Annotated in this window: 26 protein-coding genes; 16 read left to right on the forward strand and 10 right to left on the reverse strand. The window is 71.7% G+C overall.

The genetic code is table 11. From position 1 onward, the window contains the following. The first annotated feature begins 54 nt into the window (after window positions 1–54). The 3 genes from BLT28_RS03050 to BLT28_RS03060 are packed head-to-tail and all read left to right on the forward strand — an operon-like array spanning window position 55 to window position 2,358. Window positions 55–732, forward strand: a complete 678-nt coding sequence (locus tag BLT28_RS03050; RefSeq protein WP_052407904.1) for a YqeB family protein — start codon at window positions 55–57, stop codon at window positions 730–732. Beyond that, the gene (locus BLT28_RS03055; protein ID WP_030432290.1) at window positions 732–1,334 is read left to right on the forward strand and encodes a TetR/AcrR family transcriptional regulator; all 603 of its coding nucleotides are present in this window, start codon (window positions 732–734) and stop codon (window positions 1,332–1,334) included. The genes BLT28_RS03050 and BLT28_RS03055 overlap by 1 nt, the downstream gene beginning before the upstream one ends. A 13-nt stretch (window positions 1,335–1,347) precedes the next feature. Next, entirely contained in the window at window positions 1,348–2,358 is a 1,011-nt protein-coding gene (locus BLT28_RS03060) for a CobW family GTP-binding protein (protein ID WP_030432291.1), read from the forward strand. On the opposite strand, the gene BLT28_RS03065 is transcribed toward BLT28_RS03060, so the two are convergent. Then, window positions 2,359–2,715: a hypothetical protein gene (locus BLT28_RS03065; RefSeq protein WP_156051510.1), complete on the reverse strand. Its 357-nt coding sequence runs from the start codon at window positions 2,713–2,715 to the stop codon at window positions 2,359–2,361. It abuts the gene before it with no gap. A 203-nt stretch (window positions 2,716–2,918) separates the two neighbouring features. On the opposite strand from BLT28_RS03065, the gene BLT28_RS03070 reads away from it, so the two are divergent. Next, window positions 2,919–3,911 (forward strand): GlxA family transcriptional regulator, encoded by a 993-nt coding sequence (locus BLT28_RS03070; protein ID WP_030432293.1) that lies wholly within the window; start codon window positions 2,919–2,921, stop codon window positions 3,909–3,911. On the opposite strand, the gene BLT28_RS03075 is transcribed toward BLT28_RS03070, so the two are convergent. Then, complete coding sequence (locus BLT28_RS03075) at window positions 3,908–4,492, reverse strand: M23 family metallopeptidase (protein ID WP_052407905.1); 585 nt, start codon at window positions 4,490–4,492, stop codon at window positions 3,908–3,910. The genes BLT28_RS03070 and BLT28_RS03075 overlap by 4 nt on opposite strands. Window positions 4,493–4,567: 75 nt before the next feature. Then, window positions 4,568–5,140, reverse strand: coding sequence for a TetR/AcrR family transcriptional regulator (locus BLT28_RS03080; RefSeq protein WP_030432295.1), 573 nt, complete (start codon window positions 5,138–5,140; stop codon window positions 4,568–4,570). A 51-nt stretch (window positions 5,141–5,191) separates the two neighbouring features. Between BLT28_RS03080 and BLT28_RS03085 the strand changes: the two genes are divergently transcribed. Next, window positions 5,192–6,322: an MFS transporter gene (locus BLT28_RS03085; RefSeq protein WP_043813318.1), complete on the forward strand. Its 1,131-nt coding sequence runs from the start codon at window positions 5,192–5,194 to the stop codon at window positions 6,320–6,322. Here the strand turns inward: BLT28_RS03085 and BLT28_RS03090 are convergent. Both BLT28_RS03090 and BLT28_RS03095 read right to left on the reverse strand, forming a co-directional pair. After that, window positions 6,279–7,127, reverse strand: a complete 849-nt coding sequence (locus tag BLT28_RS03090) for a hypothetical protein (protein WP_043813320.1) — start codon at window positions 7,125–7,127, stop codon at window positions 6,279–6,281. The genes BLT28_RS03085 and BLT28_RS03090 overlap by 44 nt on opposite strands. A gap of 65 nt (window positions 7,128–7,192) precedes the next feature. Then, window positions 7,193–7,579: a GntR family transcriptional regulator gene (locus BLT28_RS03095; RefSeq protein ID WP_030432298.1), complete on the reverse strand. Its 387-nt coding sequence runs from the start codon at window positions 7,577–7,579 to the stop codon at window positions 7,193–7,195. A 277-nt stretch (window positions 7,580–7,856) separates the two neighbouring features. Between BLT28_RS03095 and BLT28_RS03100 the strand changes: the two genes are divergently transcribed. Continuing rightward, window positions 7,857–8,609, forward strand: a complete 753-nt coding sequence (locus BLT28_RS03100; protein ID WP_156051512.1) for a hypothetical protein — start codon at window positions 7,857–7,859, stop codon at window positions 8,607–8,609. Between the two features lie 179 nt (window positions 8,610–8,788). Beyond that, entirely contained in the window at window positions 8,789–9,721 is a 933-nt protein-coding gene (locus tag BLT28_RS03105) for an RluA family pseudouridine synthase (protein WP_030432300.1), read from the forward strand. Here the strand turns inward: BLT28_RS03105 and BLT28_RS03110 are convergent. Both BLT28_RS03110 and BLT28_RS03115 read right to left on the reverse strand, forming a co-directional pair. Then, a complete protein-coding gene (locus BLT28_RS03110; protein ID WP_052407907.1) occupies window positions 9,681–10,076 on the reverse strand; it encodes an STAS domain-containing protein in 396 nt (131 codons plus the stop codon). The genes BLT28_RS03105 and BLT28_RS03110 overlap by 41 nt on opposite strands. A 132-nt stretch (window positions 10,077–10,208) precedes the next feature. Beyond that, complete coding sequence (locus BLT28_RS03115) at window positions 10,209–10,760, reverse strand: hypothetical protein (protein WP_043813323.1); 552 nt, start codon at window positions 10,758–10,760, stop codon at window positions 10,209–10,211. Between the two features lie 272 nt (window positions 10,761–11,032). On the opposite strand from BLT28_RS03115, the gene BLT28_RS03120 reads away from it, so the two are divergent. From BLT28_RS03120 to clpX, 6 genes are all read left to right on the forward strand, one after another. Next, entirely contained in the window at window positions 11,033–13,111 is a 2,079-nt protein-coding gene (locus tag BLT28_RS03120) for a hydantoinase/oxoprolinase family protein (RefSeq protein WP_030432303.1), read from the forward strand. Next, window positions 13,108–14,805 (forward strand): hydantoinase B/oxoprolinase family protein, encoded by a 1,698-nt coding sequence (locus BLT28_RS03125; protein WP_043813325.1) that lies wholly within the window; start codon window positions 13,108–13,110, stop codon window positions 14,803–14,805. Before BLT28_RS03120 ends, BLT28_RS03125 begins: the two co-directional genes overlap by 4 nt. Window positions 14,806–14,910: 105 nt before the next feature. Then, on the forward strand, window positions 14,911–16,269 hold the full coding sequence (locus BLT28_RS03130) for a hypothetical protein (RefSeq protein WP_030432305.1): 1,359 nt from the start codon (window positions 14,911–14,913) through the stop codon (window positions 16,267–16,269). Continuing rightward, window positions 16,266–17,357, forward strand: coding sequence for a DUF917 domain-containing protein (locus BLT28_RS03135; RefSeq protein WP_052407909.1), 1,092 nt, complete (start codon window positions 16,266–16,268; stop codon window positions 17,355–17,357). Before BLT28_RS03130 ends, BLT28_RS03135 begins: the two co-directional genes overlap by 4 nt. Continuing rightward, window positions 17,354–18,814 carry a PucR family transcriptional regulator gene (locus BLT28_RS03140; RefSeq protein ID WP_030432307.1) on the forward strand — a complete coding sequence of 487 codons (1,461 nt, stop codon included), beginning with the start codon at window positions 17,354–17,356 and terminating at the stop codon, window positions 18,812–18,814. The genes BLT28_RS03135 and BLT28_RS03140 overlap by 4 nt, the downstream gene beginning before the upstream one ends. A gap of 47 nt (window positions 18,815–18,861) precedes the next feature. Continuing rightward, the gene (gene clpX, locus BLT28_RS03145) at window positions 18,862–20,040 is read left to right on the forward strand and encodes an ATP-dependent Clp protease ATP-binding subunit ClpX (protein WP_156051514.1); all 1,179 of its coding nucleotides are present in this window, start codon (window positions 18,862–18,864) and stop codon (window positions 20,038–20,040) included. Here clpX and BLT28_RS03150 read toward each other — a convergent pair. The 3 genes from BLT28_RS03150 to pip form a co-directional block, all read right to left on the reverse strand. Further along, on the reverse strand, window positions 19,985–21,259 hold the full coding sequence (locus BLT28_RS03150) for an AfsR/SARP family transcriptional regulator (protein ID WP_043813327.1): 1,275 nt from the start codon (window positions 21,257–21,259) through the stop codon (window positions 19,985–19,987). The two genes, clpX and BLT28_RS03150, sit on opposite strands and share 56 nt — an antisense overlap. 7 nt (window positions 21,260–21,266) lie before the next feature. Further along, a complete protein-coding gene (locus BLT28_RS03155; protein WP_030432309.1) occupies window positions 21,267–22,382 on the reverse strand; it encodes a hypothetical protein in 1,116 nt (371 codons plus the stop codon). 95 nt (window positions 22,383–22,477) lie between these two features. Beyond that, window positions 22,478–23,413: a prolyl aminopeptidase gene (gene pip, locus BLT28_RS03160; RefSeq protein WP_030432310.1), complete on the reverse strand. Its 936-nt coding sequence runs from the start codon at window positions 23,411–23,413 to the stop codon at window positions 22,478–22,480. Window positions 23,414–23,468: 55 nt separating this feature from the next. Between pip and BLT28_RS03165 the strand changes: the two genes are divergently transcribed. The 3 genes from BLT28_RS03165 (at window position 23,469) to BLT28_RS03175 (ending at window position 26,885) form a co-directional block, all read left to right on the forward strand. Then, on the forward strand, window positions 23,469–23,936 hold the full coding sequence (locus BLT28_RS03165; protein WP_030432311.1) for a MarR family winged helix-turn-helix transcriptional regulator: 468 nt from the start codon (window positions 23,469–23,471) through the stop codon (window positions 23,934–23,936). Further along, window positions 23,933–25,171, forward strand: coding sequence for an MFS transporter (locus tag BLT28_RS03170; RefSeq protein ID WP_030432312.1), 1,239 nt, complete (start codon window positions 23,933–23,935; stop codon window positions 25,169–25,171). The genes BLT28_RS03165 and BLT28_RS03170 overlap by 4 nt, the downstream gene beginning before the upstream one ends. 64 nt (window positions 25,172–25,235) lie before the next feature. Beyond that, window positions 25,236–26,885 (forward strand): beta-N-acetylhexosaminidase family protein, encoded by a 1,650-nt coding sequence (locus tag BLT28_RS03175; protein WP_081900659.1) that lies wholly within the window; start codon window positions 25,236–25,238, stop codon window positions 26,883–26,885. Window positions 26,886–26,903: the final 18 nt, after the last annotated feature.

Genomic DNA, 26,903 nt, shown 5'->3' on the forward strand with positions numbered 1-26,903 from the left:
GCTGGGAAGGGGGCTTCAGTGGATAAACCGAGTGACTGCTCTAGTATTGAAGACGTGACCGGTTCGGGGGAGCGCGTCGTCGCGCACAAGTCGTGGGAACAGGCCGTCGTGTGGGTCGGCGGGCCCGCACTGGGAGCCGGTGCCGGCTGGGTGGTGAAACCCCTCGCCGCATGGGTCGCGACGCTGCCGTGGGCGCCGATGCAGGGGCCGTTCAAGCTCGCCGAGCAGATCCCGGAGTGGGTCCTCGTCGGCGGTGGTGCGCTGCTCGGCCTGGTGCTGGCGTTCTTCGTGGCGCTGGACATGCTGGTGGTCACCGTCTCCGCCGAGCGCGTGGTGCTGACGCGCGGCGACGACACGACCGAGGTCGACGGTGCCAAGGTGTCCGCGGTTTTCCTTGACGGCAAAAGGATTGTGCTCCTGGGAGCGGACGGCGGGGAGCTGGCCTCGGAGAAGACCGACCTCAAGGCGGGTGCGCTGCGGGGGGCCTTCACCGCCGCCGGGTACCGGTGGCGGGAGGAGGGCGATCCGCACGCGGGCGAGTACCGGCTCTGGGTGGAGGACACCCCGGGCCTGCCGCCGGGCGCCGACGCGCTGCTGAAGGCCAGGAAGCGGGCGCTGCGCGGCGGTGAGGACAAGGACGTGCGGCTGCTGCGCGCCGAGCTGGGCAGGCTGGGCGTCGTCGTGCGGGACGACGACAAGCGCCAGTACTGGCGGCTGACCAGGACCGGCTGATGGCCAGGACGGTCGACCCGGCCAAGTACGAGGCGAAGCGCCTGCTCATCCTCGACGCGGCCGCGGAGTGCTTCGCCCGCAAGGGTTTCGAGCGCACCACAACCGCCGACATCTGCGCGCGGGCCGGGATCAGCTCCGGCAGCCTGTTTCACTACTTCCCGAACAAGCGGTCCGTCTTCGTCGCGATCTTCGAGCTGGACGGGCGGCAGCACACCGAACTGCTCGACCGCGCGGGCCGGACCGAGGACCCGGTGGCCGGTCTGCTGGAGGTGGTGGACGGGCTGGTGCGGCCGCTGTCCGACCCGAGCGCCCCCGGTCTGGTCACCGAGGTCGCGGCGCAGGCGGCTCGCGATCCGGAGCTGGCGGAAGTGCTGGTGCGCAACGAGATCCGGTTGCGTGAGGGCCTGGCCGGGCTGCTCCGCCGGGCCGCGGAGGCCGGCCGGATCGACCCGGGGCTGGCGCCGGAGCGGGCGGCCGGGTGGATCGCTGCGCTGGTGGACGCGGCCTTCGCCAGGGTGAGCGTGGACCGCGATCTGGTGGTCGAGGACGAGGTGGAGATGCTGCGCCTTATCCTGACCAGGTTCCTGCTCGTTCAGCCGTAGAAGGGGAGAAGCGTTGGGGCGCAAGCAGATCCCGGTCGTGATCGTCGCCGGGTTCCTGGGCTCGGGGAAGACGACGCTGCTCAACCACCTGCTCTCGGCCAGCGGGGGCACCCGGATCGGCGTGGTGGTCAACGACTTCGGCAGCATCAACATCGACGCGATGCAGGTGGCCGGGCAGGTCGACTCGATGATCTCGCTGGGCAACGGCTGCCTGTGCTGCCTGGTGGACGCCTCCGGCATGGACGCGCTGCTGGAGCGGCTGGCCCGGCCGGGCGCGGGCATCGACGTGATCGTCATCGAGGCCAGCGGGCTGGCCGAACCCCGCGACCTGATCCGGATGGTGCTGGCCAGCGACAACCCGAGGCTGTGCTACGGCGGGCTGGTCGAGGTGGTCGACGGCGCGGAGTTCGAGTCGAGCAGGCGGCGCCACCCCGAGCTGGACAAGCACCTCAGGTACGCCGACCTGGTGGTGCTCAACAAGATCGACCGGATCGACGCCGAGCAGCAGCGGTTGCTGCACAAGACCGTCACCGAGCTGAGCGAGGGCAGACCGGTGCTGCCGGCCTCGCACGGCCGGGTCGACCCGGCGCTGCTGTTCGAACAGCGGCCCAAGCGGGACGAGGTGGCGCGCCAGCTGTCCTTCGACGACCTCGACGACGACCACTCGGCGCACGCGCACGCGGCGTACCAGAGCGTGGAGTTCAGTTCGGCGAAACCGCTGAACCCCAGGCGGCTCATGGCTTTCCTCGACTCGCGGCCCGCCGGTCTTTACCGGATGAAGGGGTTCGTCCACTTCGGACTTCCCGGGCACCGGCAGAAGCACGTGCTGCACACGGTCGGCGGGTTCCTGCGCTTCGAGCGGTCCCGGTGGGAGCAGGGCGAGGCGCACCACACCCACCTGGTGCTGATCGGGGCGGGCATCGACGCGGACGCGGTGCGCGCCGGGCTGGCGGAGTGCGTCGAGACCGACCCGGCGCCGTCGGACACCCAGGCGATGCTGCTGATCGCGCCGTACCTGCGCTAGCTACGACGCGCGGTGCGCGCCGACCGGGACAGGTGCGGCCAGGTCCTCCTCCAGCCTGCGCGCGGCGGTGCGCAGCCGGAGCAGTGCCGGGTGCAGCGCGGCCGCGTCGAAGGTCTCGGCAGACAGCGCTGCGCGGGCCTTGCCCAGCAACGCGACAGTGTCCGCGACGGGGCCGTGCGGGTCCCTGGCGGCGAGCGCGGTCAGGGAGGGTTCGATCACGGCGAGCTCGGCCTCGAACTGGATGGCGAGCTCGGAGATCGCGGCGATCGGCATCTGGTGGCCGGAGAGGGCGCGCAGGCCGCGGACCATGTCGTCGACGACCTGACGCAGCGCCGCGATCACGGGCATATGACTCACGGGCGCAGTGTAGGCGAATGCTGGACCATTCGGGGCAGCCGCATGCGCCTTTTGGATCATGAGTGCGTTTTCGGGTGAAGATCCGCTAAAGGGGAGCCGTGGCAAGAACACCACGCGCCGCCGGATTCCGGCAAACGCCCAAGATGCCTGACGGGCAAGGGAAAATCTTCCACCGAAGAGAATCCGGGGGTTATCGTCCCGCCATGCACACGGTCGCGGTACTGGCCCTGCACGACGTCGTGCCGTTCGACCTGGCCATGCCGGTGGACACCTTCGGCAGGACGTTCCTGCCGGACGGCGGGAAAGCCTACGAGGTCCGGGTCTGTTCGGAGGCCGGGGCGGGCAGCGATGTCGACACGGGTGTCTACGAGGTGCGCGCGCCGTGGGGGCTGGAGGGGCTGTCCGCGGCGGACACGATCATCGTGCCCGGTCGCAACGATCCGACGATCCCGTTGGCCGAGCCCGTGGCTTCGGTGCTGCGCGTCGCGCTCGACGCCGGGACGCGGATCGCGTCGATCTGCGCGGGTGCCTTCGTGCTGGCGCAGGCCGGGGTGCTCGACGGGTTGCGCGCCACCACGCACTGGCTCGGCACCGCGATGCTCGCCCGCGAGTTCCCGGGGATCTCCGTTGACCCCAACGTGCTCTACGTCGACAACGGGCAGGTGCTGACCTCCGCGGGTGCCGCGGCGGGGCTGGACATGTGCCTGCACATGATCCGCAACGACCACGGTTCCGCGGTCGCCGCCGACGCGGCGCGGACGATGGTGATGCCGTTGGAGCGCGCGGGCGGACAGGCCCAGTTCATCGTGCACGAGCCGCCGACGCCGGACGGGGCGACGCTGGAGCCGTTGTTGCGCTGGCTGGAGGAGAACTTGACGCGCGAGCTGTCACTGGAGGACATCGCGGTTCGCGCGTCGATGAGCACGCGCACGCTCAACCGGCGGTTCCGTGAGCAGACGGGGACGACGCCCCTGCGGTGGTTGCACCGAACGCGGTTGCGGCGCGCGCAGTTCCTGCTGGAGACGACGGCGCACCCGGTGGAGCGGATCGCAGCGGAGGTCGGATTCGGCTCGACCACGACGTTTCGCGATCGGTTCAAGAGGCTCGTCGGTACGAGCCCGCACGCCTACCGCCGCGCGTTCCGTGGCAGCGGTGAGGCGGCTCTGGCAGGGAAAGCCGAGATCGCGAAGGGCTAGCAGTTGCGGCTGACGACGTTGCGCCAGGTGCGGCCGTTGGCCTGGCCGTACTCGACGCCGTTGAAGAACGGGCGGACGCGTTCGGTGCCCGCGGCACCCCACGAGGCGACGCCGTCACCGTTGCGGTCGAAGGCCTGCTCGTAGTGCAGGTGCGGGTGCCCGTTGGAGGTCGGCCCGGTCTTGCCGACGCGACCGATGATCTGGCCGCGCGTGACCCGGGCGCCGACCGCCACCGCGCGGGACTGCAGGTGGATACCGGTGGTGAACCAGCCGCCGCCGTGGTTGATCTGGATCATGTTGCCCGCGTTGGAGTGGTAGTAGGACTGGCGCACGACGCCGTCGGCCGAGGCCCGGTAGGGCGCGCCCTCGGTGCCGACCTGGTTGGGCTCCTTGACCATGTCCAGCGCGGGCGCGTGCGCCCAGGTGTCCAGGCGCCACTTGGAGTTGCAGTCGAACGGGAGCTGGAACGCCGGCCTGGCCTCGATGCCGGTCCCGTCCGGGGCCGGGGCGGCCTGGGCCAGCGCGGGCAGACCCGCCGCGAGCAGGACCGCGGCGAACACGCCGATCGTGGTGCGGTGCATGCGAACCCTCCTGTGATCGTCAGGAACGTGAAACCCTGACGACGTTAGGTGGGCGCACTTGCACATCACCTACGTTCAACCGCAGGCCGAATGGTCCAGCACGGAGCGGGCCGCGGCGCGGGCCTGGCCGACGGGATCGCCGAGATGGCCGATGAGCAGGCCGGTCAGCGCGCCCTCGTAGAGCAGCAGCACGCGTTCGGCGGCGTCGGCCGAGCCGGTCAGTTCCGTCAGGCGGGCAAGCAAGTCGGCCTTGTGCCGGTTGATCACCCCCCACGCCGGGTGCTCGCGGTCGGTCAGCTCGGCGGCCGCGTCGACGAAGGCGCAGCCGCGCTCCACCTCGCCGGAGTCCGCCCACGCCCGCAGCGCGTCGAAGATCGACAGCGCTTTGTCCATTGTGGACTCGGCGGCCTCGGTGTGCGCGCGCCAGCTCTGCCTCCAGCGCTCGTGCCGGTGCTCCAGGTAGGCCACCACGAGGCCGTCCTTGCCCGCGAAGTGGTGGTAGAGCGTCATCGTCGCCACGCCCGCCCGGCCGACCGCCCGGTCCACCGGCGTCGCGGCGATGCCGTCCCGGCGGAACAGCTCGTCGGCCGCGGCGATCAGGCGTTCGCGCGCGGTGCCGCGCGGGGCGGGCTTGCGTTCCGGTGCCATGCGAGTGAGTATAACGGGCGTTCTAGTAGAACGGTCGTTATAGGAGGGCGTGTGCGAACCGTCGAAGCACGGCTGGTCGCGGCCGGAGTGGCCGTCATCGCCGTCACCTACGGCCTCGGCCGCTACGCCTACGGGCTCTACCTGCCGGAGTTCCGCGCCGAGTTCGACATGAGCGCGGCCACCGCGGGAGCGCTGGCCTCGGGCGGCTACGCGGCGTACTGCCTTGCTGTCGTGGTCAGTGCGGTGCTCACCGCGCGCTGGAGCGACCGGGGGACCGCAGTGCTGGCCGCAGCGACTGCGACGGTCGGCACCGCGTTGATCGCCGCGGCCGGTTCGGGAACCGCGCTCGTGCTCGGCGTGCTCGTGGCTGGGGCGAGCACGGGACTCGCAACGCCGCCGCTGGTGTCGATGGTCAACCGTGGTGTGGCGCAAGCACGTCGCGCTGTGGCGCAGGCGATCGTCAACGCGGGCACGGGCGTCGGAGTGCTCATCAGCGGCCCGTCCGCGTTGTTCGCCAGCGGGAACTGGCGGGTGGCGTGGCTGTTCTTCGCCGCGCTCAGCCTCGTGGCGACCGTCGCGATCTTCCTCGCGGGTCGGGATTTGCCGACGCACCAACGGAAAGCGGTTCAGTCCGGCGACAGGAGGATCCGGTTGGTGATCGCCAGCGCTGTCGTCGGTGCGGCGAGCGCGGCGTTCCTGACTTTCGGACGCGACGTGGTCGTCACGCTCGGCGGATTCGACGGTGCGCAGTCCGCGTTGTTCTGGATCGTCCTTGGTGCCGCGGGGATCGTGGCCGCGGTGACCGGGGACGTGGTGACGAAGGTAGGACTGGAGCGGGCATGGCGGCCGTTGACCGGCGCGCTCGCGGCCTCAACGGTTTTCCTTGCTGTGGTGCCGGACTCGGTGCCTGTGGCGGTGCTTGCCGCAGCGGTGTTCGGTGCCAGCTACGTCGCGTTGACCTCGGTCATGGTGCTCGCGGCGGGGAACGCTTCCGCGGTGGCGGCGTCGTTCCTGGCGTTGTCGACAGGGCAGGTCGTCGGCGCCGCGGCGGTGGGGTGGCTGATCGACGGAGTGGGCTGGTTGCCCGCGTTCGCGGTGGCGGCCGGCGTCGCGCTCGTCGCACCGGCCGCGACCGCGGTCACGCCAGAGCCGAAGACCCGGCCAGTCCCTGGAGTTCGGTGACCGCCTTCGTGACGGCCTGTGTCGCCGTGGGCCACGAGGTCCCCTTCGGCCAGCTGCTCAGCACGACGACGACGTAGTTGTGCTTGCCGCTGACCATCCCCGTGGTGTTCAGCACCATGCGGTCGTCGGTGCTGCCCCAGCCCTGCTTGATGGCCCATTCCCGTCCGGACAGCCCGGTGGGGATGCCGAAGTACTGGTCGAAACCGTCTGCCGCGGTGCGCGGCGCGGAGGAGAGCGCGTCGGTCAGGGTGATCCGCCGTTCCCTGGGCAGTTTCGCCGAGATGTACTGGTAGATCCGGGCCACGTCGGCGGCCGAGGTCAGCGTCTCGCCCCAGCGGCCCGGCCGGGCGGGCGGACGGGTGTGCTGCAGGCCGATCCGCTCGCTCATCCTGCGCACGATGTCCGCGCCGCCGTTGGCCGTCCACAGCTCGCTGGCCACCTTGTCGTCGCTGGCGGAGAGCATCCGTTCCAGGCCGGCGGGATCGGATCCCTTGCCCGCCAAGGAGTCCAGGGCGATCAGCAGCTTCACCACGGACGCGGACGGGAACAGCGATGAGGAGTTCGCCCCGGCGACGTCGGTGCAGCCGGTCAGGTCCACCATGGCGATGCCGGCCGACGCGCCGCGCGCGGCCGACTGGATCGCCCGCGCGGCGTTCCTGACCTCCGCGGACTGGCGCGACGGGGCGATCTCCCCGGTGCACGAGGACGCCCACGCGTCGCGGCTGGGCCACAGCGCGATGCCGAGTGCGACGGCGAGGGCCACGGTCACCACCGAGGCCACGACCAGGAGCGTGCGTCGAGTCATGCCTTGAAGACGCCCCGCCGCGGCGAGGGTTGCACCCTTTCACCAATTAAGTAGTGAAAGGGTCCTCAGTGGCCGGGGAAGTGCTCGGCGCGCACGTCCACGTAGAGGGCGTCGATGTCGTCCCTGCCCAGGCCGGCGGCGCGCGCGTGGTCCATCCACTTCGCCAGTTCGTAGCGCAGCGGGGAGTTGCGCCCGGTCTGCTGCGAGCCCAGCGAGCGGCGGACGAAGGTGCCCATCCCGCGCTTGGCCTCCACCAGGCCGGAGCGCTCCAGCTCGCGGTAGGCCTTCAGCACGGTGTTGGGGTTGATCGCGGTCGCCTCGACGACCTCGCGCGCGGTCGGCAGCTTGTCGCCGGGGGAGAGCACACCCAGGCGCAGCGCCTGTTCGACCTGCTGGACCAGCTGCACGTACGTCGCGACGCCGGACCGCTGGTCGATCCGGAACTCGATCACACGGCTCAGCATAGCCAGGTGCCGGGCGGGTCCGGACCCGGCAGGAAAGTACAACGTCTTCAGGTAGGTGGACAAAACCTTGGCGCACCAAGGGAAAGTCCTCCTTTCGAGAGGTTCGAACCGCGCTGGGGGAACCATGAAGCGCCGTCCTTGCGGCTGAACGAGCTCGACGCGCAGCTGCCGCGGATGAATCTCGGCCGGTCTCCGACGACGACACTGTCTGCACATGGTCGGTGACCAGCGGAAACGTGTGGAATAGCTGACTTAGACTCCGCTCATGAGAACTGGGGGAGTGTGGATCGGCATCACCGCGGGGGTCCTCGCGGCCGGGCTGATCGCCGGAGGGGCGATCTGGCTGTTCGACGAGGACCTGCCGCTGGGCACCAAGGAGGGCGCCGAGGCCACCGACTTCGGCCCCGACGGCTTCGGCAAACTCAAGATCGGCATGACCAAGGACGAGGCCATCGCCACCGGCGCGCTCGGCCCGTCCCCGGTGGCCGTTGTCACCGGCTGCGACGACTACTCCTTCCTCGGCGGCCCGCTGCCCGAGCCCGCGCGGATGGCCCTCGAAGCGGCCGCGGAGAAGCAGTACGAGGCAGCGAAGAAGGAGAACGACGAGATCAGGGCCCAGCTCGACGCGCACCGCGGCCAGTCCGCCCAGGACTTCGCCGCCCGCGCCGACCTGCTGGCGAGATCCGCGGAGGCGCTGAAGAAGATGTCCGTCGCCTCGGCGGAATCCTCCGCGCGGTCCTCGTTCCGCGTCAGACGGGCCAATGAGCACGGCGGGGTGTCCTTCGGGCAGGGCAAACTCCGGCTGATCTCGGCACCGCCTTTCGCGAAGACCGCGGAGGGGATCGGGCGGGAGTCCTCCGTGGCGGATTTGCAGAAGGCATATGAGGGGCGCGGCATGGTGGAGGACCGGGGACGGTTCGAGGTGCCTGTTTCGGCGGATCGGGTGCTGGCTTTTGACGCGAAGGGCGGGAAGGTGACGAACTTCCTGCTGTTGAGCAAGTCGATCCGGTGTCGGTAGGGGCGGGGCTTTCCGGGCCGGGATTCCAGCCTCGGGGGTCGGCTTGACCTGGGGCGCCTTGCGCGCGCCGTGGGCCGGACGGGCGGCGTGGGTGGACCTCGCCGCGTGGGAAGAGGCTGGAAGCGGGGGCGGAGCCGATCGCCGAACCGGCGCCGTTCTGAGCGGGTTAGGGTGGCGCGGTGAGACGTCGGCCCAAAGCACCGTTGCCGCAGCGCAACGGGCTGGATCCCGCTCGGTTGCGGCTGCCCGCGGAAGGGGAGTGGGTGACGGTGCGCGACCACCTCGTGGAGCGGTTGCCGAGGGTGGCGCCGGAGCGCATCGACATGATGCTGCGCGAGGACCGCATCGTCGGGCTTGACGGGCCGATCACAGTGGACACTCCCTACGCGCCGGACACCTACGTGTGGTTCCACCGCGATCTTCCGGTTGAGGTGCCGGTGCCCTTCGAGATCGGGGTCGTGCACCGCGACGACGATCTGCTGGTGGTGGACAAGCCGCACTTCCTCGCCACGATCCCGCGCGGGCAGCACGTGATGGAGACGGCGCTGGTGAAGTTGCGGCACGACCTGGGGTTGCCGGACCTGGTGCCGGCGCACCGGCTCGATCGGGTCACGGCGGGGCTGGTGATGTTCGTGGTGCGGCCCGAACTGCGCGGGAAGTACCAGACGATGTTCCGGGATCGGTTGGTGCACAAGGAGTATGAGGCGATCGCGCGGCACGATCCCGGGCTGGCGTTGCCGTGCACGGTGCGCAGCCACATCGTCAAGGAACGCGGAGTGATCACGGCGCGGGAGATCGACGAGCCGCCGAACAGCGAAACGGTGGTCGAACTCGTGGAGCACCGGGACGGGCTGGGGCGCTATCGACTGCAGCCGAGGACGGGGCGGACGCATCAGCTGCGGTTGCACATGAGCGGGCTGGGCGTGCCGATCCTCGGGGACGACTTCTACCCGGTGCTGACCGAGAAACCGCTGGACGACTTCACGCGGCCGTTGCAGCTGCTGGCGAAGGTGCTGGAGTTCACCGACCCGGTCAGCGGTGAAGCGAGGCGGTTCGAGAGCGCGCGCGAGCTCAGCGCCTGGAGCCGTCCCGAGGAGTGGGTGGCAGGCTGAGCGCCTCGGTGACACTGTCGAACACGTCGATGGTGCGGTCGAGATCGGTCAGGCTGATGGGGCGCAGCACGGGCGCGGTCGTGGCGACCACGCGCAGCGGTGTGCGCTGGTGGGCGCAGACCTCGTGGTGGTGCGCGAGCAGGGTGAGTCCGTCGGAGGAGAAGTAGTCCACGCGGGTCAGGTCGAGCACCACGGGCGCCGGCGGGGTGGCGAGCGCGGAAGCGGTGGCGATCTCGGTGTTCAGGGCGGGGCCGCTGGCGAGATCGACCTCGCCGAACACCGTGACGACGACGGCGAAGCCCCGGAGCTCACGCTGGATGTGCACGCTGTGCAGGTTGCTGTCGACGGGAAGCACGATGACCCTCTCCCTTCGGACCCGCCGACGGCAGGACGACAGGGAAGGCTGCCGTGGCGACGCCCTAGGACAGTAGCTGGGCCTCCGCCGAGGTCAAGCCGCTGAACAGGGAAAATGCTACGTCCGATCGGGTTACGTGGTGTACGCGAGCGCCGTCAGCGGTACTCCGGTCGCCTCGACCACCCGGCGACCGACGCCCGCGCGGTCCTCCGACAGGCACGCGACGCCGACGACGGTGGCGCCCTCCTCGCGCAGCACGCCGACCAGGCTGGCGATCATGTGGCTGTCCGACAGCGCCGCGTCCACGACCAGCACGCGGGTGCCCGCCAGCTGGTTGTAGGTGAACAGCTCCGCGCCGCGCGGGCGGGGCAGCCTGCTCTGGTTCAGCCGCCACGCCAGGTGGTACGGCAGGCCCGAGGCCAGCGACATCGCCAGCGTCGGCACGATCCCGTCGCCTTCGAGGCCGAGCAGCACCTCCGGCCGCTCGTGCTCCGGGGCCGAGGTCCACTGCGACCACATCGCGTGACCGACCTCCAGCAGCCGCGCGGGCTCGACGGGCCGCGCCACACCGTCCAGCTCGTGCACCACCCGGACCGCGGGCACCTCCGGCGGCAGGTCCAGGCAGAGGATCTGGCAAGCCTGGAAGTCCACGGCAGGGGCCTCCGCGCGGTCAAGAGCGGTCATCGTGCTGCACTCCCTTCCGGCCTGCCAGCCATCACCGAGGAAGCACGGTCGGCTACAGACAATGAGACCATCACTCTATGAAGCGACCCCAGCCGGGGAATGGGCGTTGAGCACAGCGTGAGTCGGCTCGACTGTGCGGCCCGCTAGACATGGGATGTCTTGGTTTCACGTCCGGCGTTCGTTGCCCAGGTAGGCGCGATGCACTGCGCGGGGTCACCCCGGTGTCCGTCGTGCACAGATGATCCACTTCGCCGCTGGCTACCCTCCGCGCCATGAGCGGAGCACGGGTCTCGCTGGACATCGGCGGCACGTTCACCGACGTGGTCGTCTACGACGAGACGGAGCGCCGCTACCGCATCGGCAAGTACCCGACGACTCCCGCTGATCTCGCCGAGGGCGTCCTCGAAGCGATCGCCTCCGTGGTGGAGCACCCGGCCGACATCTCCTTCCTCGTGCACGGGACCACGCAGGGGCTGAACAGCCTGTTGCAGCGGCGCGGCGTGCGCGTCCTGCTGCTCGCCTCCGCCGGGGCACGGGACGTCTACCACATCGCGCGGGGCCCCCGGACCAGGATGTACGACCTCCACTTCCGCAAGCCGGAGCCGCTCGTGCCGCGCCGTGACGTCGCCGCGATCGGCGGCAGACTGGACGCCGCCGGTACCGAGCTGGAGCCGTTGGACGAGCGGGCCGTGCGCAGGGCCGCGGCCCGCTACCGGGACGAGGGCTTCGGCGGGATCGCGGTGGCCTACCTGTTCAGCCACCTCAACCCGGCGCACGAACTGCGGACGCGGGAGATCCTGGTCGAGGAGCTGGGCGAGGACATCACGCTGTCGTTGTCGCACGAGACGGCGAACGAGTGGCGCGAGTACGAGCGGACCTCCTCCGCCGTCGTGGAGTCCTACATCGGCCCGGCCGTCCGCGGCTACCTGGCGCGGCTGGGCGAGGAGCTGGCGCGGCGGGGGATGTCCGTGCCGCTGCACGTGATGCAGTCCTCCGGCGGCATGATCACCGCGGAGTCGGCGCGGCGGCGGCCGTTGCAGACGCTGCTGTCCGGGCCGGTCGGCGGGACCATGGGCGGGGTCGCGCTGTCCGGGGCGATGGCGCGGCCGAACCTCATCTACGTGGACATGGGCGGGACGTCCTTCGACGTGTCCATGGTCGTGGACGGCAGACCGGACGTCGCGCCCGAGGTGCGGCTGGACGGGCTGCCCATGCTGATGAGCGCGGTCAACATCCACACCGTCGGCGCCGGTGGCGGGTCGGTGGCGTGGGTGGAGGCGGGCGGCCTGCGGGTCGGCCCGCACTCGGCGGGGGCGCGGCCGGGCCCGGCCTGCTACGGCAACGGCGGTGAGCAGGCCACGGTGACCGACGCCAATCTGGTGCTCGGGCGGATCGAGCCGGAGTCCTTCGCGGGTGGGCGCGTGCCGCTGCACCCGGAGGCGGCTCGCTCCGCGGTCACCGAGTTCGGCCGCGCCCTCGGCTCGCACACCCCCACCGGAGAACCGCTCGCGGGTTCGGGCATCGGCACCGTGGCGGCGGCCGAAGGAATCTTGGCGGTGGCCAACGCGAAGATGGCGCAGGCGATCCGGACGATCACCGTGGCGCGCGGCATCGAACCGGGTGACTTCGGCCTGGTCGCCTTCGGCGGCGCCGGACCGATGCACGCCGTGTTCCTGGCGCGCGAGCTGGGCATCCGCGAGGTCGTGGTGCCGCGCTTCCCCGGGGCGTTCTCGGCGTGGGGGATGCTCCAGACGGAGGTCCGCCGCGACCTCACCGAGCCGTACTACCGCCTCGACGTGGACGTGGACGGCGCCGAGCTGGCGAACCGGCTCGCCGGGCTGGCCGGGCAGGGCCTGCGCGCGCTGGACGACGAAGGGGTTCCCGAACTCGCCCGGCGCGTGGAGCACGCGGTCGATCTCCGTTACGCGGCACAGGAACACGCGCTCACGGTGCCGTTGGAGGGCGCCGACGAGCCCGCGCGGCCGGACTTCCTGGACGCGGTCGCGGCGCGCTTCGGCAAGCTGCACGAGCAGCGGCACGGGCACGCCAACCCGGGAGCCCCGGTGGAGTTCGTCGCGCTGCGCACGACCGTCCACGGCGACCTGGGCAGGCCCGCGCCGGAGCGGCTGGCCCGGGCGGAGGAGGATTTCCCGCATCGCAGCCGCCCGGTGGTCTTCGACGGCGCAGCGGTCGAGTCGCTGATCGTGGAGCGCGCGGATCTGCTTGCCGGACATGCCTTCCAAGGGCCCGCGCTGGTGCTCGAACCCACGGCGACGACCGTCGTCCCGCCCGGTTACGTGGTCCGCGTCGACGACCTCGGTTCGCTTGTCATCGAAGAGGAACTCAGATGATCGATCCGGTCACAGTCGAGATCATCCGCAACGCGCTCACCTCGGCGGCCGAGGACATGAACGCGATGCTGATCCGCTCCGCCTACACGCCGGTGATCTACGAGTGCGGGGACTGCGTGGTCGCGCTGCTCGACGACCGGCACCGGGTGCTCGGGCAGTCGGCGGGGCTGCCGATCTTCCTGGGCAACCTGGAGGTCTGCACGCGGTTCACCGAGGAGCGCTTCGGTCGCGACGTGTGGCGACCGGGGGACGTGTGGATCCTCAACGACTCCTACCTCGGTGGCACCCACCTCAACGACGTGACGATCTTCGGGCCGGTGTTCACCGGGGAGCGGCTGGCCGGGTTCACCGCGACCAGGGCGCACTGGATCGATGTCGGCTCCAAGGACCCCGGCGGGTCGATGGACTCGGTGAACATCTTCCAGGAGGGCCTGCGCCTCGGGCCGCAGAAGCTGGTCTCGGGCGGCGAGCCGGTGTACGGGGTGCTGGACACGGTGCGCACCAACGTGCGCTTCCCGTACCCGACCATGGGCGATCTCAACGCCATGATCGCCACGATCGAGATCGGGCAGCGGCGGCTGACCGAGATCGTCGAGCGGTTCGGCGCCCGGACGCTGGCCCAGGCGACCGAGGAGATCTTCGACCAGACCGAGCGCATGGAGCGGGCCGTGGTGCGCGGGATCCCGGACGGGGTCTACCGCGCGGAAGGCTTCCTGGACAACGACGGCATCGACCTGGACACGCCGGTCCCGGTGCGGCTGAAGATCACCGTCTCCGGCGAGGACATCACCTTCGACATCACCGAGTCCGCCGACCAGACCGTGGGCCCGGTCAACTGCGGGGCCGCGCAGGCGGTGTCCGCGTGCCGGGTCGGCTACAAGATGCTGATCAGCCCGGAGATCCCGGGCAACGGCGGCTCGTTCCGCCCGCTCACCGTCGAGGTCCGCGAGGGTTCGGTGTTCGGGGCGCAGGCGCCTGCCGCGTGCCAGTGGTACTTCTCCCACCTGGGCCTGCTGATCGACCTGGTGGCCAAGGCGCTGGCGCCCGCGCTGCCGGAGCGGGTGGCCGCGGCAGGCCACGGCGATTCGATGATCGTGCAGTGCGCCGGGACCGATCCGCGCACCGGCCGCGACTACGTGAGCCTGGAGGCCACGCTCGGCGGGTGGGGCGCGTGGGCGGGCAGCGACGGCGAGACCGCGTTGATCAACAACGTCAACGGATCGCTGAAGGACATGCCGATCGAGGTCTTCGAGACGCGTTTTCCCTTGCGCGTCACCGAATACGGCATTCGGACGGATTCCGGTGGGGCCGGACGGTGGCGTGGCGGCAACGGGGTGGTCCGCGAGTACGTGGCGCTGCACGAGTGCTCGCTGTCGCTGTGGTTCGAGCGGTCGGTCACCCCGGCGTGGGGGCTGTTCGGCGGCTCCGACGCGGCTCCGCCGGAGGTGGTGGTCAACCCGGGGCGGCCGGACGAGCGCCGGTTGCTCAAGTGCAACGGGCTGAAGTTGTTCGCGGGCGACGTGCTGCGGTGCATGACCGGCGGCGGTGGTGGCTACGGCCCCGCGACCGAGCGCGATGTGCACCTGGTCGACGCGGACCTGCTCGACGGCAACGTCTCCCCGGGTCACGCACTCCGCGCCTACACCGGCCACGCTTCTCCCGCTTGGCCGGCAAGAGCGCTCCCAGCTCCGTGATTGGGCCGGTGAGCGGGCGGGGCTACGCAGGACGGTCGACAGCGGTTCGACAGTGGCGCGCGCACGGTGTATTGATCAACCCCTGGGACGACGAGCGGGGGAGTCATGCGCATCGGGGTCCGGCTGGGCGCGAGCGGTGCGGACGCCGCCCTCGTGCACGCCGGGCGGGTGCTGGCCGCGGCGCGCCGGTCCGACGGGGGCTGGCGGGGACTGCCCGCGCTGTTGCGGGAACTGTCGGTCGCCGCACCGTCCACAGTAGACACCGTTGTCTGGAACATCGCGCCGCTGGTCGAGTACGCCCTGCTCGCGACCGGTGCGCAGGCGCAGGTGCCGAAGGCGTTCAGCGTCACCCCGGCGGTACCGGTGGCGTCACTGCTGGTCCTGCCGCGCGCGCCGCGGGCGTTGGCGCACCCCTCCGAGCTGGTGCGGTCGCTGATCTCCTGGCGCGGAGTGGTGGCGGGCGGGCACGACCTGTTCGGCGCGGAGCTGGTTCCGGTGGACCTCGACGCCGCGGTGCGCGCGGCCACCGAGGCCAGGGCGGCCGGGCTCGGCACGCTCACGGTCACCGCGACCGGGGCCTCCAACAGCGTCGCCCACGAGGAGGCGGTCGCGGCCCGGCTCCGCGAGGAGTTCCCCGACCTGCGCATCCGCCTCTCCAGTGACTCGGGCGGGCTGGGCCTGCTCGAACGCGATGCCACCACGATCATCAACGCCGCGCTGCTCGGTACCGCCGAGGAGCTGATCGAGCGCTGCGAGCGGCTGACCGCGGCCCTGCCGGGCGCACCCGGCTGCTGGTTCGCCACCGGGGACGGCGGGCGGGTCTCGGCGAAGCGCCTGCGCGCGGTCCCGGTGCGCTGCCTCGGCGCGGACGGCGCGAGCGTGCTGACCGGCTCCGCCGTGCTCACCCGCAGGCCGGACACGCACGTGGTGCTCGCGGCGCGCGGGTTCATCGCGCTCGGCCGGGTCGACGACGGGCGGCCGAGGATCGCCCCGGACCTGGCGGGCAAGCTCGGCGTGCGCACGGTCAGCCCGATCCCGGTGCTCAACGTTCGGGGCACCGGCTCCGAACCCGCGCTCGCCGCCGAGCTGCGCTCCCTGGTCGGGCCGAGTGTGGTCGCCGCGTTCGACCGGGAGGGCGTGGGCGTGGCAGAGCGGCTGTGCGCGGAGATCGGTCCCGCGCTGGTCCCGCTGCGGTCCGAGGCCAATCCGAGCGCGGTGGGCGCCGCGTGCAGCGAACCGAGCGCGTGGCTGGACATCGTCGTCCCCGCCGATACCCTCGATGAGTTGCAACGGCAGCAACACCTGGCCGAGCGCCAGGCCATGACCCTGGTCGCGGCGGCGGGCGCGCGCCCGGGCAGCGAGCGGGTGATCAGCTCGGTGGCGACGGCGCTGGCGTTCCTCGGCCGCGACGTCTACCGGCTGCTCGTGCGCGCGAGCAGCCGGCCCGAGGAGGGGCGGGCGTGATCACCGAGATCACCGTCGACGACCTGCCCACGCTGGCCACGGGCAGCCAGCTCATGTGCTCCTCCGCGGGCAGCACGCACTTCGACGGCACCATGGCGAACTTCGCCGAACTGCTGCGCGAGCGGGGCCCGGTGCGCATGGTGGGGCTCGACGAGCTGGACGGCGAGGCGCTGTGCGTCGCGATCGGCGCCATCGGTGGTTTCGGCCCGATGCTGGAGCTCCCGCCGTCCGGCGACGAGGCGGCGTTCGCCGTCCGCGCGCTGGAGTCCAGGCTGGGCAAGGCCGTCGACGCGATCGTGTCGCTGAACGCCAGCGGGCCCAACGCGGTCTTCCCGGTCGCTGCCGCCGCGGCGCTCGGCCTGCCGCTGGTGGACTGCGACGGCATGGGACGAGTGCTGCCGCTGGTCAGCCAGACCACCTACACGCTGGCCGGTCTGCCGATGGGGCCGCTCGCCGCGGTCAGCCTCTCCGGCGACGTGATCGCGCTGGACACCACGACGGCCCGCGCGGAGCTGCTGCTGCGCTCGGCGATGCAGGCCGCGGGCGGGTTCATGCTGTGCGCCACCTATCCGTCCACTGTGGACCAACTGGCGAAGTGCGCGATCCGCGGCTCGACCAGCCGGGTGCTGGAGGCGGGCAGGCTGCTGCGCGGCGCGCCCGACCGCGCGACGATGCTGGCCGGGCTCGCCGCCATCGCCGGGGCGCGGGTGCTCGGCGGCGGCCGGGTCGTCGAGCTGGGCCACGCGACCAGGACGGTCGGCGCGCGGCAGTACCCGGCGGTGCCGACCAGCGTCGTGGTGCGCGAGCCGGGGCCGGATGGGCGGATGATCCGCCTCGAAGGGCAGAGCGAGATCTTCCTCGCGGTGGCCGACGGGGTGGTCAGCGCGGCCGTGCCGGACGTGCTCTGCCTGCTGGACCAGCGCGAACCGCACATCGTCGGGCTGGAGCGGGTCGCGGTCGGCAACGACGTGGACGTGCTGGTGATGCCCGCCGACCCGATGTGGCACAGCCGGGCCGGGCTGGCGCTGGCCGGGCCGCGCGCGTTCGGCTTCCCGGTCGACCACCCCCGCGAGGAGGCCAGCAGGTGAGCCGCAAGGACGTCGTCGAGCAGCTGAGCGTGGCCGAGCTGGTCCAGTTCGGGCCGCTGGGCCAGGCCAAGGTGTTCGCCGGCGAGGAGCTGGACCGCCAGGTCTCCGGCGTGGTCCTGGTCGCCGAGCTGGAGGAGATCCGGCAGTGCGAGCCGCACTCCGCGGTGGTGCTGCACGGGACCGCGGCGCAGGGCGCCTGGGCGCTGGAGTCCGCGCTGCGGCTGGCCTGGGAGCGCAACGCCTCCTGCGTGATCGCGCCGTCGGACATCGCGGTCGGCAACCCCACCGCCCAGCTCGCCGAGCGGTTGCGGGTCCCCCTGTTCGTGGTCGCCGACCCCGCTCGGCACGCCCTCGAACTCTCCGCCGCGGTCGCCGACACCGATGCCGCGCGGGCCCGGCTGACCGCGCGCTGCGCCGTGCTCTTCGGTGAGCGCGGCACCCTCCGCGACATCGTCGGAGTGATCAACACCGAGGTCCCCGGCGTGCAGGTCGCGCTGATCGCCGAGGACGGGCACGTGCTCGCCGGGCGCGCCGCCGCCGACCACGCCGAGGGCAGGCGCCGCGTCGAGGTGCACGTGCCGGGGCCGGACGGCCGTCCGTGGGCGCGCCTGGTCGGGCAGCTCGCGGCGTGGTCGCCGTCGTGGGCGCTGACCGTCCGCACGGTCCTGGGTCTGGCTCGCGCTCCGCTCGCCGCCTGCGTCGGGCGCGCGTGGCTGAGGCCGGTGCACCAGGCCGCGAGCGATCGGGTCCTGCTGGAGCTGTTGCTCGGCGAGGACGGCGACGCCGAAGCGGCGCGTGCCGCGGGGTGGTCGGTCGACGGCAACCACATCGCCGTGTTCCTCCAGGTGCGCGAGGCGGACAACGCCGACCCGGAGGCGACGACGCCGCGGGTGATCGCGGCGTGGCAGGAGGCTTTCCCCCACCTGCCGCTGATTCCGCGCGGCGAGGGCTGGGTGAGCTGGTGGACCGGCGCGGAGGGCCCGGAGGCGATCGCCGGGCTGCTGCGGCCGCACCTGCTGGCCACGCGGCCCGTGCAGCTCGCCGCGGGCGTCGGCCTGCCGGGCGAGGGAATCGCGGGCCTGCGCCGCTCGGTGGACGAGGCCCGGCTGGCCGCGGCGGTGGCCGGTCGGCGCGACGGCGAGACGGTCGAGCTGTTCGGCGCGCTCGGCCCGCGCGCGGTGCTGGCTTGCATACCCGTGCCCGACGTCGCCGCCGCCGCTCGCGTGGCGCTGGCCGACCTGCTGGCCGCGCCGGACGCGGACGTGCTGCTCACGGCCCTCGTCGCGTTGCTGGACTGCGCGGGCTCAACCGGTCAAGCGGCGGCCCGGCTCGGTGTGCACCGCAACACCGTGCTCAGCCGAATCGAGCGCATCCGGGCGCGCGGTATCGATCTCGACTCCCCTGAGCAACGCCTCGCGCTGCACCTGGCCTGTTACTCGCTCCTCAGCGCGCACTGACGGTAGCCTGGATGATCTGAACATCTGGTTCGATCATCCGACTGGAGGTGGCCGTGCGCCACGACCTGCCGAAGTGCTCGTTCTGCGGCAAGGGCCAGGAGCAGGTGCGCAGGCTCATCGCGGGCCCGGTCGGGGTCTACATCTGCGACGAGTGCGTCGGCCTGTGCAACGAGCTGGCCGCGGAGGAGGACGCCGCCCCCGTCGCCGACGCGCCCCTTCCCCGGCCGCGCGAGCTGCGGGAACGGCTGGACGAGTACGTGATCGGCCAGGAGGAGGCCAAGCGCGCGCTGTCGGTGGCCGTCTACAACCACTACAAGCGCGTCGGCAGCCCGGACTCCGACGTCGAGCTGGGCAAGTCCAACGTGCTGTTGACGGGGCCGACCGGCTGCGGCAAGACCTACCTCGCCCAGACCCTGGCGAAGCTGCTCGACGTGCCGTTCGCCATCGCCGACGCGACCTCGCTGACCGAGGCGGGCTACGTCGGCGAGGACGTGGAGAACATCCTGCTCAAGCTGATCCAGGCGGCCGACTACGACATCGAGCGGGCGCAGCGCGGGATCGTCTACATCGACGAGGTCGACAAGATCGGCCGCAAGAGCGAGAACCCCTCGGTCACCCGGGACGTCTCCGGTGAGGGCGTGCAGCAGGCGCTGCTGAAGATCCTGGAGGGCACCGTCGCGAGCGTGCCGCCGCAGGGCGGGCGCAAGCACCCGCAGCAGGAGCTGATCCAGATCGACACGACGAACATCCTGTTCATCGCGGCGGGCGCCTTCCCCGGTCTGGAAAGGAAGACCACCGCGCCGGGCATCGGGTTCGGTGCTCGTGGCGCGACCGAGGAGGCCGAGCCGACGACGCGGGACCTGGTCGAGTTCGGGCTGATCCCGGAGTTCGTCGGCCGCCTGCCGGTCGTCACCGCCGTGCGGCCGCTGGACCGGATGACCCTGACCAGGGTGCTGACCGAGCCGCGCAACGCGCTGGTCCGGCAGTACCAGAAGCTGTTCCGCTACGACGGCGTCGAGCTGGAGTTCGCCAGGGGGGCGCTGCCGAACATCGCCGAGCGGGCGCTGAGCCTGGGCACGGGGGCCAGGGCGGCGCGGGCGGTGCTGGAGGAGCTGCTGCTGCCCGCCATGTACGAGGTGCCCAGCCGCGACGACATCGCCAAGGTCCTGGTCACCCGAGACTGCGAAGTCGTCCTGGTTCCCCGGGAGCTGCGGGCGACTGGTTGAACGTCAGCACCACGCGGAGGTTCAGCTCGGCGTCGTCGGCGTCCAGCCAGGACAGCTGCGCGGCGTACTCGCGCAGCTCGGTCGCCAGCGCCGCCAAGGGGATCCCGGGGTTCGCGCGGGCGCGTGCGGTGATGACGCCGAGGGACAGCGGCAGGCCGTCGCAGTAGCTCAGCAGCTCGTCGACCGCGCTTCTCTCGGCCTGGATTCGTTGCTCGCCAAGGTGTTCTGCCAGCAGATCGCGCGCGTGGCGTTCGCCGAGCGGTTCGAGCCCGAGCGGCTGTGCGCCCCGCGTGGTGATCCGCTCCCGGCTCGTGATGATCACCGTGCACGCGGGATCGTCGGGCAGAAACGGTTTCAGCTGCTCGAAGTCTCGCGCGTTGTCGAGCACCAGCAGTGATCGTCCCGCGGCTTCCGGCGGTTCGGTGACCGGGCCGCTCAGGTCGACGTAGCATTGCCCGTCCGGAAAGCGGTCGAGGTTGTCGTGTGCCCAGCGCAGTGCGAGCCAGCTCTTGCCGACGCCCCGCTGCCCGTGGACGGCGAGCGTGACCGCTCCCTCTTCGCGCTGGATCGCGAAGCGTCGTCCGAGCGCGGCCAGCTCTCCGCCGCGCCCGACGAATCCCGTTGGTGCTTCGGGAAGTTCTCGCGGAACGGAGCCGGAGGGCGCCGGTTGATCGCCGTACAGCCCGAGCAGCACCTGGCCGATCCGGCGCTCGTCATCCTCGGTGTCGGCGAGCAGGTTCGGCAGCAGGCCGCCGAGCCCGGCTGTTCGGAGCTGGTTGTCGTTGTCGTCCAGCGCCGCGCGGAGCCGTTCGGCCAGCAACGCGGTCCGCGTCTCGACGGCCCACGGACTGTCCAATTCGGACAGTGGAGTGCCGCGCCACAGCTCCAGTGCCGCCGCGGGGTTGCCGGGTGCGAGGGCGCGGAAGCGGTGGAGGTCGATGCTGTCCTCGTCCGCGGTGAGGCGGTAGCCGTCGCCGGTGCGCTCGATCTCCACGTCGGGCAGGGCTTCCCGCAGGCGCGAGGCGTACGCGCGCAAGGTGTTCCCGGCCCGCGACGGAGGGTCCGCTCCCCACACCCGCTCGCTCAGCACGCGCAGCGGGACGACCTGGTTCGCCTCGACGAGCAGCACGGTGAGCATCCCCCGCGCCCGCCCCGCCGGAAGCTCTACGCGCCGCCCCTCCCGCAGCGCGACGAGCTCGCCGAGCACTCCGAACCACACCCGCCCATTAGAGCAGGCGGTCCTGGCGGGCGGCGGCCTCCTTGCGGACGCGGTCGAAGAACGCCCGGTCGCGGTCGGCGCGCTGCGGGGCCGGGGTGTCCGGGGGAGCGGCGTCGTCCTCGTAGGCCCGGTAGAGCAGCCAGCAGCCGCGGATGCCGTCGAGCAGGTCCTCCAGCAGGTCGTGGGCGGGGCGCACCGGGTCGAGCGGGGTGATCCGGTCGGGCACCGTCGCCTCGAAGTCCTCGCCGTCGCCGCTGAGGTCCTCGCCCGCCTGCACGAGCAGCACCATCAGGCCCTCGACGTCCGGGATGCGCCCGTCGGCCACCGCCATGGCGTCACCGACCAGGTCGGTCACCACCTGGCGCGGCGTCTCGCCCGCGGCCAGCCGCTCCAGCACCAGGGTCGGCGTGTCCACGGCCAGCGGCTCCAGGTCGTCGGCCTCGATCACCACCTCGGTCGGGGCGGTCTCGGCCATCTCCGCCGCGATCTCCGCGGCCACCTGCAGCCAGTGCGCGGCGGCGACGGAGGCCGCGGTCGCGTCGACCTCGCTGAACAGCGCCGCCGAGCCGAGCGGGTCCTGCTGCAGCAGCGCGTCCGCGGCCGCCACTTGCAACGGTGAGGCATCGGCCCTGGTCAGCCGCACCGCCTGGCGGGCCCGCCCGGTGAGGTCGCCGCGCTCGGCCGCCTCGATCGCGGCCAGCTCCGCCTCCACCTCGACGACCAGCTGCTCGGTCAGCCCGGCGTCGGAGATCGCGTGCAGCTCGCGGCCGACCCGGTGCGCCGACTCGATGACCGGGCTGTAGGACTCCAGCAGCATCCCGTCCTCGGGCAGGTTCGGCGCCCGGATCGCGGCCACCACGTCGGCGAGGGCGGCGCGTTCGTCGGTCCGTTCCCAGCCCTCGCCGTCCAGGTCCAGCTCGGCGTCGTCCAGCGGGCTGGCGGGGTGGGTGTAGGTGCGCCACGCCGCCTTGGAGAGCCCGTTGAGCACGTGCGTCAGCAACAGCGCCTGGTCGGTGGAGACCGTGTCGGGCAGGTCCGCGGCGGTGTGCGCGATGTTGCCCAGCCCCGAGCTCCACATCGCCACCAGTGCGTGCCGGTCGGTGTCGACGCCGTAGTCCGTCATGGCGCCATCGTGGCGAAGATCGGGCGCTCGCGGGGGGAAAGCGGCCAGGGACACGCGAACGGCCCGCAAGATCGCCCTATCTGACGGCCGTCAGGTCACGGCGCGGCGAAGCGGTCGGCCGCCGCGATGATCGCCTCCCTCGTCCCTGTTCCGTGCGTGCCCTTCTCGACGACCACCAGCTCGGAGCCCGGCCAGCAGCTGTGCAGCACCCACGGGTTCCCGGCGAGCGCGCTGAGGTCGAGCTGCCCGTGCACGATCACGCCCGGGATGTCCTTGAGCACGTGTCCCTCGCGGGCCAGCTCGTCGTCGGGCAGCCAGCACCGGTTGCTGAAGTAGTGGGTGACCAGGCGGGCGAAGGCGAGCTGGAAGCGGGGCTCCCACGGCTCGTGCTCGACGTCGCGCCCGGGCGGGACGGTGGCGATGGCGTCCTCCCAGGCGCACCAGTCCTCGGCGGCCTTGCGGTGCACGGCGGGGTCGGGGTCCATCAGCAGGCGGTGGTAGGCGGCGGAGACGTCCTCGCCCGGGTCGGGGACACCGGCGAGGAAGCGCTCGTAGGCCTCGGGCGCCAGGGCGCCGAACCCGCGGATCAGCCACTCGATCTCGGAGTGCCTGCCGGTCGCGACGGCGGTGATGATCATCTCGGAGACGCGGTGCGGGTGGCGCAGCGCGTAGGTCACCGAGAGCGCCGAGCCCCAGGAACCGCCGAACACCAGCCACTTCTCGACGCCCAGGTGCTCGCGCAGCTGCTCCATGTCGCGCAGCAGGTGATCGGTGGTGTTGGCGGAGAGGTCGACGACGGGTTCGCTCGCGTGCGGCGTGCTGCGGCCGCAGTTGCGCTGGTCGAACTGGACGATCCGGTAGACGGCGGGATCGAAGTACCGGCGTTTGCCGGGGGTGCTCCCGGAACCGGGGCCGCCGTGCACGACGACGGCGGGCTTGCCCTCCGGGTTGCCGGAGACCTCCCAGTACACGCGGTGGCCGTCGCCGACGTCGAGCATGCCCTGGTCGTAGGGCTCGATCTCGGGGTACATCGATCCTCCCGGCAGAAGTAACAGCGCTAATATAAGTGCTGTTACGATAGTCCGCATGACCGATCCGACCAAGCACAGCCGCTGGCGGCCGTTGCGCCTGCTGCTCGCGGCCATGGACGAGGAGATCGGCCGCCTCTACACCGAGCGCGGCATCGAGGGGGTGCGCCCGCGCTACGTGATGCCGATGATCCGGCTGGGCCACTCGGGGCCGATGACCATCCGCGAGCTGGCCGAGGACTTGGACGTCACGCACTCCGCGATGAGCCAGACCGTGGCCGCGCTGCGTCGCGAGGGCCTGGTCACGAGCGTGCCCGGTGCAGACGCGCGGACGAAGAGCGTCGAGCTGACCGAGCGGGCCAAGGAGCTTGTCCCCTTCCTCGAAGCCGAGTGGCGGGCTACCGAGCGGGCCGTCGCGGAGCTGGAGGAGGAGATCCCCTACGCGCTGAGCCAGGTCGTGCGGGACCTGGAGGCCGCTTTGGCGAAGAAGTCCTTCCACGACCGGATCGCGGAGCACCTGGAGTGAAGCTGCTCATCGACGTGCGGCCGCTGCGCGCCAGCACCGCGTTCCGGCGGCTGTGGATCGGCAACACCGCGTCGACCCTGGGCGGGCAGCTCACGGTCGTCGCCGTGCTCACCCAGGTGTGGCAGCTGACGGAGAACCCGGTCGCGGTCGGCACGATCGGGATCGTCCACGCGGTGCCGATGGTGGTGTTCGGGCTGCTGGGCGGCACCCTCGCCGACACGGTGGACCGGCGGCGGCTGGTGCTGTTCACCACGGTCGGCCAGATCGTGACGACGGCTCTGCTCGCGGCACAAGCACTCCTGGGCTTCGCCTCGCTCGCAGTGGTGCTCGGTCTCGTCGGCCTGCAGTCGACGTTCAGCGGACTCGGGGCACCGGCGCGCAAGACCTTCGTGGTGCGGCTGCTGCCGGAGCACCTGGTGCGCGCCGGGATCGCCTTGAACCACATCAGTTTCCAGGCGGCCATGCTCGCCGGTCCGGCGATCGCGGGCGTGATCACCGCGCAGTGGGGCGTCGCCACCTGCTACGTGATCGACGCGTTCACCTTCGCCATCGGGCTCTACGGGGTGTTCATGCTGCCGTCGATGCGCCCGGAAGGCGAAGGCACCCGTCCGGGACCGCGCGCGATCGGCGAAGGCTGGCGGTTCCTCGTCGGCCAGCCGGTCGTCCGTGGCGCGCTGGTGACCGACGTGGTGGCCACGGTGTTCGCCATGCCGATCGCGTTGTTCCCGGCGATCGCGGACGAGCGCTTCTGCCGGCCGGAAGCGTTGGGGCTGTTCATGTCCGCGATCGCGGTCGGCGGGATCGCGGCGGGCGCGGCGTCCGGACTGGTCACCCGAGCGCGCCGCCCGGGGGCGGTCATGCTCGCCGCAGCCGGGGTGTGGGGTGCCGCGCTCGCGGGATTCGGTGTGGCGCGACCGTTGTGGATCGGCGTGGCCTGTCTGGTGATCGCCGGGGCCGCGGACACGATCTCGGTCATCTCGCGCGGCGCCATCGTCCAGATCGCCACGCCGGACGCCTATCGCGGCCGGGTCGGTGCGGTCGAGCACATCATCGGCGTGTCCGGTCCGGACATCGGCAACTTCCGGGCCGGGCTCTTCGCGGGCGGGAGTTCGCCCGCGTTCGCGCTCGTGTCCGGCGGCGCGCTCTGCGTGGCGGGGATTGCGTATACCGCAACGAGGAACAGGGCGTTGCGGCGCTTCAGCACTCCGGTCGAGGAGGCCGCCCAGCGCGCCTGAGGTGAAGTCAAGCCGAATGGTGGTCTCGCCAGCCGCCGACATCGGTGATTAGCCTTCCGGAGGCATGTCGGCAAAACAGTTTCAGGTTGTCCACGCCCCGCACGGCGACGCGGCGGCGGAGCGCGTGGTGCGGGCGGCCCTCGGCGACGACGTCACCGTGCGGTTCGGCGGGGAGGGGTTCGTCGGAGGTCCCGAGTCCTACCAGGTGATCATCGGGCGCGACGAGGTCGTGCTCGACGGGGCCGATCCCACGGGCACCTTCTACGCGGCGCAGACCCTGCGCCGGCTGGTCGAGCGGGGGGAGGCGCAGCCCGGCCTGGTCGTCCGCGACGCGCCCGCGATGCCCTTCCGCGGTTCCATCGAGGGGTTCTACGGCACTCCGTGGTCGCACGAGGACCGCTTGGCACACCTGGACTTCCTCGGTGAGCACCGGATGAACACCTACGTGTACGCGCCGAAGAACGACGCCTACCACCGCGACCGGTGGCGCGAGCCCTACCCGGAGGACAAGCTCGCCGAGCTGGGGGAGCTGATCGCCCGCGCGAAGGACAACCACGTGCGGTTCGTCTTCACCGTCTCGCCCGGCCTGTCGATGCGGTACTCCGATCCCGGCGACCTCGCCGCGCTGCTGGCGAAGTTCGAGGCGATCCGGCAGCTCGGCGGCACCTCGTTCGCGGTCGCGCTCGACGACATCGACCACAAGGTGTGGCACTGCGAGGAGGACGAACGCCGGTTCGCCGAGAGCGGCGCGGCGCAGGCGTGGCTGTTGAACCAGGTGCACGCGTGGGCGGGGCCGGGAGAGCCCGTGCAGCTCGTGCCGACCGAGTACTTCGACCTCGAAGACACCCCTTACAAGAAGGCGCTGCGGGAACAGCTCCACCAGGACGTCTACGTGTGGTGGACCGGTGTCGGCGTCATCCCGCGCACGATCACCAAGGCGGAGGCCGCGCGCGCAGAGGAGGTCTTCGGGCACCGGATCCTGTTGTGGGACAACTACCCGGTCAACGACTACATCCACGGGCGGGTGCCGCTCGGGGACTACTCCGGCCGGGAGAACGGGCTGTCCGAGCACGTCAGCGGCGTTCTGTCGAACCCGATGAACCAGGCGGCGATGAGCACGGTGGCGCTGCGCTCGTTCGCCGAGTTCGGGTGGGACGACCGGCACTTCGAGTCGCGCGCGTCGTGGCGGGCCGCACTGGCTTCGCTGGCCGGTGGGCGGGACGACGTGCTGGACGCGTTGCTGACCTTCGCCGATCTGAACACCCTCGACGAGCGGCTGCACCTGGAGCAGGCGCCTGAGCTGAGCGCGCGGATCGAGGAGTTCTGGGCGGCGTGGCGCTCCGGGGAGACCGAGGCGGCGCTGGCGCTGCTGGCGCGGATGGCCGACAGGCTGGCGGGCGTGCCGGGGTTGATCCGGACGGGGGTGATCGTTCCGGGGTTCGCCGCCGAGGCCGACGCGTGGCTGGAGGCGACCGGGTTGTGGGGCCGCGCGCTCGCCGCCGCCGTCACCGCGCTCGCGGGCGGAGAAGCCGAGGCCAGGGCGAGAGTGCTGGAGCTCGTCGAGGCGGCGGGGCGGCCGACCGACACCAAGCGGCCGCACGACGAGGCCCCGGTGCGGGTCGGTGACGGGGTGCTGGACCGGTTCGTCGCGGATCTGCTGGCGCAAATCCCTGGTGACATTTCCGGGAGCGATGTGGCAACGTTGCCACATTAGGCCGGAAGGGACGTGCGG

Origin of the sequence: Allokutzneria albata (genome assembly GCF_900103775.1) — a bacterium.
In the GTDB taxonomy this organism is placed as follows: domain Bacteria; phylum Actinomycetota; class Actinomycetes; order Mycobacteriales; family Pseudonocardiaceae; genus Allokutzneria; species Allokutzneria albata.